We start from the raw sequence: 7668 nt of genomic DNA on the forward strand, positions 1-7668 counted from the left end.
GCGGATCGCCCGCCGCCACTTCCCGACCCCCGACGCCGCGCTCGTCCTCGAAGCACCAACCCCGGCCGACAGCGCCGACCGCTTCACCCGGCTCTGGTGCCGTCGCGAGGCCTGCGTCAAGGTCCACGGCGGCCGGCTCGCTCAGGGCCTCGGCCTTTCGCTCACCGGTCCCTCGCCGCTGCGCCTGGCCGACGCGGGCCCGCTGGGGCCCGGCCCCCTGTGGTTGTCCGACGTCACGGTGCCAGGCCCGTTCCGCGCGGCGGTCGCTGCCGACCTGGACCAGCCCTTTGCGGTCCGTCACCGCAGCTGGGTTGCCCCGCGTCTGCCCTGAGCTTCCCCGATCGACAGCCCCGGCAAGCCGGAACGACGGTTGATCCGCCCGCCGACGGCTTGTGCAGGCCCGCTGTCCCGCAGTACGCGCGCGCCGCCGGTCGGCCGGCGGCGGGTACGGAGGACCAGACGCCTCGGCCGCCGATGCCGGACACCGCGTACGGCCGGGGGCGCCATGTCACGGGCGCGTCCCCCGGTCGTACACGCACGACCTTGAGGCCCTCCTGACCGTCCTGTGCCTCGCAGGCCGGCTACGGCTCCAGCGCGTTCCACTCCCGGCTCCTGCGCGTTCCCACTCCCGGCTCCTCCGGGGCCTGCGCCCGACGGACCGAGTCGGTAGACGACGCCCCCGAAGGGCAACCGCGCCTGGAACAACACGGCGCGCCGACCTTCGAGGGCGTCGCGATCCCGGTCACCTGGCGCATCCCCGCGTCGGCTGCCGGAATCCGGCACGGCAACCGGATCCGAGCACCAGTCACCCGCTCACTGATCGCATCCGATCACCGAGCACATCAGGCTCGTTCATCCAGGCCGAAGCAGTGGTGATCCGTCCAGGTGCCACCCGCAGGTCAGTGCACCGGCATCGACATGTAAACCGCACGCCGCCCGTAGGACGCGGGGACGGCCACCTCCCGGTGCGCGCGGTAGCCGAGGAGCCGCAGCAGGATGTCCGTGCCGCGCACCGCGACCATCGAGATCTCCTCGAAGCCCAACTCCACTGCCCGCGCCCGGAGATACCCCATGAAGTCCTCCGCGACCTCCCGACCGCGCAGGTCCTCGGCGAGCACCAGGTCGTGCACGTGCAGGTTGCCCGACTCGAACGCGGTGCCCTCCGCCTCGGCGAGATCCGGGCAGCGCAGCGGCGGGTACGGCAGGCTCAACAGGTAGCCGCGGACCGTGCCCCGCTGCTCCAGCACGAAGCAGGTCCCCGGCGAGCCGAGGGCGCGGGACTGCAGTGCCTCCCGGCCCTCCGACAGGCCGTCGGCCGCGTAGGCTTCGTGCTCCAGCGCGATCACGGCGTCCCAGTCGTCGTCGATCAACTGCCGTATGAGGAATTCCCCGTTCACCCGGCCGCTCCGTCCACGCCCAGACCCTCCGCGCGGGCGGCGGCCACCATCTCGGCCCAGGCCTCCACCAGCACCGCCCAGCGCTCGGCGTCCTCCTGAGCCTCGTCCAAGAGCTGCTGCCGCTGCCCGGCCACCACGTCCGCGAGTTCGGCGTACTTGCCGCCCAGCTTGCGGTAGGAGCGGTCCACGACGTCCAGGCAGTGCTCGTTCCCGGCCCGGTCCCAGCCGACGCTGCCCCGCACCAGGTCGAGGATCGGCTCGACCTTGAGCTCGTTCCGCTCGTCCAGCATCCCGCGGCCGAGATCGATCATCCCGCCGTAGACCGGATACAGGTACAGCATCGAGAGCAGGAACTTGACGAACCGCATCTGGTAGGAGATGAAGCCGGCGCCGATGCGGCGCTCGGGGGTGTAGTAGTTGACGATGTGGCGCTTGTGGACGACGCCGGGCAGCCGGGCATGGACCAGGGCGTGCAGCAGGGCGTAATCGCTGCCGATGGTCTGGACCGAGGGCAGCAACGGCAGCACCTCGTAAGCCCGGTGATCCAGGGCGACGTTGCACATATAGACGTCCCAGATGTCGGGAACGCCGAGGACGGAGTCGTCGGTGCCGAACGGCTCGGAGCCGGCACCCTTGAAGGAGACGTCCACCATCGCGTCCCTGTCCTCCTCCGACCACACCGGCGGCGTCCACAGGCGCACCAGGTCGCGGTAGACGGCCGGGTCCATCTCCTGGATCTCGCCGATGTCCACGTTGAGTTCGCCGATGAAGGAGCCGCTGACCAGCATCACCGGCTTGTCCGCGTCGGCCGGGTCGAGCTCGGAGCGGGACACGCCGGCCACCGCCTCGCCGGCCGGCCGGCCGATCGAGAGCAACTCGTGGTGGATCGGGAACATCTTCCGACCGTCGACGACCTGGAAGTCGAAGTCGTCGTTGCGCAGGTGCGCCGAGGTGCAGCCCAGGGCAGCCGCGCCCAGGAAGAGCCGATTGACGCAGGAACCGTACGCGACGCCCTGCGGGAGCATCAGGTCGAGCAGCAGCTCGGGGTCGGCGGCGCCGGAGCGCTCGGCCACCCCGTGCAGGAACTCCCGCTGCTGCGCCTCGCCGAGGTGGTGGACGAACACGCCGGGAGTGGGGGCCAGTGAGGCCACGGCGTCCGCGTTCTTCGCGAATTCGGCGGCTTCGGTGGTGTCGAGGACGAGGAGGTGAACCTCGACCCCGAAGGTCGCGACGGCGTAGGCCGCCTCCTCGGCGAGGTCCACGATAGTGCCGGGGCAGGCACGCATGGTGGGCAGGGCGAGGCAGACTCGTTGCATGGTGTGGATTCTCCGTCTGGTCGTCGGATCCGTTACAGCAGTTGTCGGTTGAGCGAAGAGTGGGGTCCAGGACGACGGTTTTGACCGGCCTGTTGCGCCACCGCGGACGAGGCCGCTGGTGAGGTCGGAGAGCCACGGCGGGGCCCTGCGGGGGTGGAACGCGCCCCCGCCGCGGCCTCTTCCGCTTCGCCGAGGTCGGGGCAGCGGCGGAGCGAATACGGCAGGCCGAGGAGGAAGTCGCGGACCCGACCCGGGTGTTCCATTGCGAAGCGGTCTCCGGGAGAGGGCCGGCCCTCGGCCCGGAGGGCCTCCCGGCCCTCGGAGGGCCCGTCGGCCCGGTAGGTGTCGTACGCCAGTGCCACGGCGGCGTCCCAGGCGTCCCCGGCGTCCCCGGCAGGCAGCCGGAAGCCGACGTCGCCGTCCGTCGACGCGGTACCTCCGACCGTCCGGGCCGCCTCGCCCAGAGCCCCCTTGGCCCGGAGCGGGCGGGCGCCTTCCTCGTCGGCCCGAGCCTCACCGAGCAGACACTCCCGCGGAAGCGACGGACGGTCGGCGAACCCGGCGTACCTGCCGCCCGATCTGCGACAGGACGCGTCGAGGACACCGAGTCGGCGGACGCTCCGCGCCCGGTCGCCGCCGGCGCCGCGTTCGCCGATCGCGTCGGCATGTACGCGGTGGAGCCCACCGGGTGGGTTCCCGCCGATGCCCGTCACCTCGCCCCGGACGGGGTGGAAGTAGAGCATCGAGGGCAGGAGCTTCGTCAGTCGCACCTGGTGGGTGACGAAGCCGCTGCCCGAGCGGCGCTTCGGTGTGCGGTGCTCGACGACGAGTCGGTTGAGCGCGACGCCGATCAGGGCGGCATGGCGGACGACGCCCAGGAGGTAGTGGTCGCCGCCGACAGTCCCGGATGCCGGCGGAAGCCGTACTCGCTCGTACCCGTTCGGAGCGGGGAGAAGCTCACCAACGGTCCCGGCGTGGCCGGTGAAGGCGGCATCGTCCGAAGAGTTCGGGATCGGAAGGCGGACCCACGCCCCGAACTCCCCCGCCGCGTTTGCGGCCCCCTTGCCCATGGCCGCGATCGTGGCAGGACGGGCCCGGCTGGTCGGCAAGGCCGAACAGGTTCTGCGCATACGGCGTCTCCGATCGAACGTCAGATCCAGGTGCCCGTCCGAGGATCGAAGCATGGCAACGCCGCATGACTTCCTCGAAGTTGCGGTGATGTAGTCGAGTCGAGTGGGTCGGTGAGTCCCGAGCGGTGCCGGTGCCGGTGCCGGGGCGCGGGGTTCCGCCGCACTCATGTGGATGACCTTGCTTCACCACATTGGACTAGACCAACAGTGGTGTCAATGGAGCGCTTTCCAAGATCGGGCGGCGCACGCCGACTGCCCGATCGGGCAGGCATCCCTGCCCGCGCGCGGACTTCGGCGGGGCTCGCCGCGCGAGCTCCGAGGACGCAGTCCGCGCCAGTCGGTGGGGACGCCCTCCGGTCCGTTCACCATGCCGACGACCGAGGCAGGTTGCGGCGGCCCGGCCATGTGTGTCGTCATGGGGTCCGACTCGCCCTTCGATTCCGGCGCCATCGGTCACGGTCTTCGTAGGCTCACCAGACCCACGTCAGCACCCTTCGGGTCGGGGTATCAGCCCCTATGCGGTCAGTTGTGCGAGATCCCCCGGCGAAGGTGCCGGAAAGACGGATCCCGGTTCTTCCGCTGCCTTTCGGCCACCGGTATTCGGTTGGGTAGGCCGCCGGCGAGGTGCCCATTGCCGGGTCTTTTTCCGACGGCCTTCGCCGAACGGTGGTGTCGCTTCCCCGCCGCCGCCCGGGCCGCCGAGACCTCCCTGCTCATCCGCATGCAGACGTCCCTGAGCCCGGAATCGCCCGACAGGGCTCCCTCGCAGTGCGCCGGCACGACTCGGTAGACCCGACTGCCGGTGAGGTCGGACATCATGCGCAGCCCATCCGAGGCCGAAGGCCGATCCGCAGGAGCGGGAGACACCCGCCTCAAGCGTGAATTCGCCCGGCTCAGCCTCACCCCCCTCCCCGTGGCAGAAATCCGACGGCTCCCGGACGTTGCTCATCCCCCCGTGATCCGGCACCGGTCACCCGCACACCGGCTTGGCTGGTCGTGCCGGCGTCGACGACACCAGGCCATCGCCCGTCACTTCCACTACCGGCGCCGCACGCGACCCGATCGGATGAGTCACGAACAAGCACCGCTCTGACGGGCCGTCAGCCGAACAGGTTCTGAAACAGCCCGCCGACCAGCACCCATGGAGAAGTGCAACTGGAGTACCAGTCACAGCACTTGTGTTCGGCCCGCACGGGATCGGCCGGGATCGGCCGGGATCCGTAGCGTTGTCCGGTCGTACGCGCCCGTCAGGTTTTCCGGAAGCGCCCGAATGTCATCGGTTTGGCCACCGAGTCGAGGAGCCCCCTCACCGCGCCGCATTTCAGCGTGCGGTAAGCCGCGTTGGTTGCTCCTGGGAGGCCAGGCTCGGCGGTACGTTCGCGAACGCGGTCGGGTCGACGTACAGGGCGATGTTCAGCGAAAGCCGGAGTGTGAACCTCGTTGTCGGAGGCAGCGACGGGCCGCCGTTCGATCCCGAGCCGGCGCGCCGTGCCGGGTGTCGTCACGGCCGCTCGTCGCGACGACCGCCGAGGTGCGTGGCGGCGGCCCGGCGGGGTGGGAGCGAGCCGGCTGGTCGGGGCGCTGATCACCAATGCCGCTCCGGGGCGGCCCAGGTCGTCGAGGACGACCGCACCGACGGTGGTGATCTCGGAGCCCCCCGCACCGGCGTTGAGCGACCAGCGCAGCTCGCGGCCACCGCAAGGGTCGGGTTCACCGTTCCCGACACGCTGCCGACATCCAACCCGGACGCGGCCCGCTCGGTCGTCGCCGACCGGCCCGACCGGCGCAACAGGCCCGGCCGGGTCGTGGTCATGGCGTTGACCCAGCGGCACACCACCTTCGTCCCCACCACCCGCGTCCGCCTCGGCGACGACCTGACGTGCATCGCGGGAACCGTCCACTACCTCCAGGCAGGCCCTGGTCGAGGACCGAGCGTTCGACGCCCGGGTCACGGTGGTTGGCGACACCGCGTTCGAGGCCGCTATCACCCACGACGAACTCGACTGCCGCAGCGCGCCGCCCACCTGCCGCCACCAGTCGATCACCGCGCCCGAGAACATCGCGTGGGCCTGCGTCGACCGCGTGCACGGCCTCGGACTCGCCTACAGCGCCCCGAACTTCGTCGTCGACTGCGGATCGGTCTGGCACTGCCCGGAGACCGACGTCGTCGGCGCGTTCGGCGACGTGTCGGGCGACCAAGCCGACGCCGGGGCGGACCGAGCGTCGGCGTGTGGTCAGGACACCACCTCTTTTCTTGAGCAATCGATCCAGATTGGGTACGGTAGGGGCATGGCAAGGACCCGGGAGTTCGACACCGAGGCGGCGGTGAGCCGCGCCATGGAACTGTTCTGGAGGCGTGGCTTCGAGGCGACTTCGATACGCGACCTGACCCAGCGGCTGGGGATCGGGCAGGGGTCCTTGTATGCCGCGTTCGGCGACAAGGAGGGCCTGTACCGGGCGGCGCTGGAGCACTACCGCACCACCCTGGCGGCGGCCGCCCTGCGCGACCTGGAGGAGGGGACGGACGCCCGGTCGGCGATCCGCACGATGCTGGTCGCGCGGATCCGGATCGCCGTGGAAGGTGACGGCCGGGGCTGCCTGGTGGTCAATGCCGCCTGCGAGCGCCTGCCGGAGGATGCGGCGATCCGGCGCACCGTGCGGGACATGCAGGACGCCGGTCGGGACGCGCTCGCCGAGGTGCTGCGGGTCGCGGCGGAGCGGGGCGAGATCGCGACGCGACACGACCCGCACACCCTCGCCGCTTTTCTCGTCACCTTCCTCAACGGACTGCTGGTCTCCGCGAAGATCACCCCGGACGCCCATGCCCTCGAACCTCTCGTGGAGGTCGCGCTGGCCGCCCTCGACTGATTTTCTCGGTCTCCGTATCCGGAAGCGTGAATTCCCGGGCCGCCGCGGCTGCTTGGTGACGGCGGCGCGGAATCGGCGCTGTTCCAGGCCTGGTTCACCCCGTCTGATCCCGCGACTCGAAGATCGTTCACGCTTTCGGGGACAGATCCCTTTTCCATGACCGCAATCTGTATCAGACGATCCAGAAAAGTCGCCTACCCGCCCGAACACGGGATCCGGCGACCCCGCCCTGCTCCAATCGACGACTCCGGAGGACGCATGCCCCCCGCACCCATCCCGAGCACGCCCGTTCTGGGCGGTAGCCGCTGGAACACCTTTCCCGCGGCCGGTACCACCTTGACAGCCCGCGACTTCTTCGCCGCCACCGAGCCGCTGTTGCAGGGCATCATCGACCACAACGCCCTCACCGGCGCCGACGGCAAGGTGCTGGAGGATCAGGTCCGCGCGACACTTGCACTCGGCACCCGGGAGACCTCCCTGCCGCTGGGCATCGGCCCGGACAGCGCCTCGGCGGCGCGCGAACTGGGCGGGCAGGCCGAGACGATCGGCCGGGAGCTCGCCTCCTGGGCCGCCTCGGCCCTGGAGAGGCTGCTCGTCAACCGGATCCCGCTGCCCGCCGGACCGCTGGTCGTGCGCAGCCACTGCTACGGCCACCTGCTCACCCCTTCCGCGGCCGACCTGCTCCTCGGCCGGCGCGGCGGGCCCGTCACGATGCAGCTCTACAACGAGTGGCTGCACCAGATGGTCCTGCTGCGCGACGCCCTGCTGCCCTTCACCAACTGGCAGGACGTTCCGCTCCTGATCACCCCGACCGGTCTGCGGCACACCGAGCCGGCCCGCGACGCGTTCCTCACCGAACTGCTGGTCCGCCAGATCCGGCACGCCGGCATCGTGGACTTCGCCCGCCACGCCGTCACCGGCACCTTCGGCCCGGCCGGCTACGGCTTCGATGCGGTC

General features: G+C 70.8%; 5 protein-coding genes and 1 pseudogene. 3 read left to right on the top strand and 3 right to left on the bottom strand.

The features are described from left to right. The coding region (locus tag GT354_RS07110; protein WP_346011905.1) for a 4'-phosphopantetheinyl transferase superfamily protein at positions 1–331 on the top strand (331 nt) is incomplete at its 5' end. 568 nt (positions 332–899) lie between these two features. Here GT354_RS07110 and GT354_RS07115 read toward each other — a convergent pair. Genes GT354_RS07115 through GT354_RS07125 form a run of 3 tightly spaced genes read right to left on the bottom strand, consistent with a single transcriptional unit; the run spans position 900 to position 4011 of the window. After that, positions 900–1397, bottom strand: a complete 498-nt coding sequence (locus GT354_RS07115; RefSeq protein ID WP_161355398.1) for a GNAT family N-acetyltransferase — start codon at positions 1395–1397, stop codon at positions 900–902. Further along, positions 1394–2713 carry a DUF6271 family protein gene (locus tag GT354_RS07120; protein ID WP_161355400.1) on the bottom strand — a complete coding sequence of 440 codons (1320 nt, stop codon included), beginning with the start codon at positions 2711–2713 and terminating at the stop codon, positions 1394–1396. Before GT354_RS07120 ends, GT354_RS07115 begins: the two co-directional genes overlap by 4 nt. A 32-nt stretch (positions 2714–2745) precedes the next feature. Further along, a complete protein-coding gene (locus tag GT354_RS07125) occupies positions 2746–4011 on the bottom strand; it encodes a DUF6271 family protein (protein ID WP_346011906.1) in 1266 nt (421 codons plus the stop codon). A 2121-nt stretch (positions 4012–6132) separates the two neighbouring features. Here GT354_RS07125 and GT354_RS07130 point away from each other — a divergent pair. Continuing rightward, the gene (locus GT354_RS07130) at positions 6133–6711 is read left to right on the top strand and encodes a TetR/AcrR family transcriptional regulator (RefSeq protein ID WP_161355403.1); all 579 of its coding nucleotides are present in this window, start codon (positions 6133–6135) and stop codon (positions 6709–6711) included. Positions 6712–6969: 258 nt separating this feature from the next. Further along, a pseudogene (locus GT354_RS07135) lies at positions 6970–7668 on the top strand (hypothetical protein); the annotation flags it as partial.

This window comes from Streptomyces sp. SID3343 (genome assembly GCF_009865215.1).
Taxonomy (GTDB): Bacteria; Actinomycetota; Actinomycetes; order Streptomycetales; family Streptomycetaceae; genus Embleya.

Coding starts and splice junctions, on each gene's coding strand:
- GT354_RS07130 (WP_161355403.1), top strand. CDS start 6,133: ATGGCAAGGACCCGGGAGTTCGACACCGAGGCGGCGGTGAGCCGCGCC.
- GT354_RS07120 (WP_161355400.1), bottom strand. CDS start 2,713: ATGCAACGAGTCTGCCTCGCCCTGCCCACCATGCGTGCCTGCCCCGGC.
- GT354_RS07125 (WP_346011906.1), bottom strand. CDS start 4,011: ATGAGTGCGGCGGAACCCCGCGCCCCGGCACCGGCACCGGCACCGCTC.